The sequence below is a fragment of the Virgibacillus sp. M23 genome, from assembly GCF_034190895.1.
Taxonomy (GTDB): Bacteria; Bacillota; Bacilli; order Bacillales; family Amphibacillaceae; genus Virgibacillus; species Virgibacillus salarius.
In genome coordinates this window covers 1-1,010 of sequence record NZ_JAWDHA010000126.1, presented here as the reverse complement: position 1 = coordinate 1,010, position 1,010 = coordinate 1, and the positions used below count along the sequence as shown (strand labels likewise).

Sequence of the window (1,010 nt, the reverse complement as noted above, 5' to 3'; positions counted from 1 at the left end):
ATAGGAGCATTCCTGTAATGAAGAAATTTGAGGGTTGAACAAAAAAGAGCCCCCTTGGTATAGTACAGGGTGTCAATGCGCATTGACCCCGAAATTAATAAATACCAAGGAGAGGTCTCACTATGAATTATAATCAAAATCACAAACTATCGCAAATCACACCAGAAACATTAATTGTAGGAATCGACATCGCTAAAAACAAACACGTGGCACGTGCGCAGGATGACCGAGGGTTTGAATTTGGAAAACGACTGATCTTCGACAATCGCGTTCATGGCTTTGAACAGCTTTTAAACTGGGTCTCCAGACTTCAAAAAGAACACCGTAAAAGTGAATTAATCATCGGTGCAGAGCCAACAGGACACTTTTGGCTGAGCCTTGCTTATTATCTGAAAGCAAAAGATATTAACTTTGTGCTGGTAAACCCTATGCACGTGAAAAAGTCCAAAGAACTCGATGATAACTCACCAACGAAAAATGACACCAAGGATGCGCGTGTCATTGCACAGCTGATAAAAGACGGACGATACTCCGTACCAAATCTTCTCGATGGCATTTATGCCGAACTGCGGGAAGGGATCAAATTACGAGATCAACTCGTCAAACAGCTGATTATCATTGAAGGACGCATTCAAAACCATATTCAGCGATATTTCCCAGAGTTTAATGATGTATTCAAAGACTGGGAAGGCAAGACAGCTTTATTCAGCTTACGTAACTTTCCGTTTCCATCCGACCTCCGAGGCGTGACTCCGGAGGAAGTATTAGCACAATGGAAAACGACAATTAAGCGAGGCGTCGGAATCAAGCGTGCAACTCAGTTCATTGAGAAGGCAAGGAAGAGTGTCGGCATTGAAGTTGGATTGCGTTTCGCAAGAAAAGAAATACACAGTCTCTTAGACCAATACGAGCTCTATCAGAGCCAATTAACCGAACTGGACATGGAAATTACAGATCTCATGAAAGACATTCCAGGCGCCCAGGAAATGATGAATATTAAAGGGCTGGGG

1 protein-coding gene is annotated in these 1,010 nt (G+C 42.8%); it reads left to right on the top strand.

What is annotated here, in order from left to right:
- Window positions 1-122: 122 nt before the first annotated feature.
- A partial coding sequence (locus RVS70_RS21515; protein ID WP_321134761.1) for an IS110 family transposase occupies window positions 123-1,010 on the top strand: 888 nt, incomplete at its 3' end.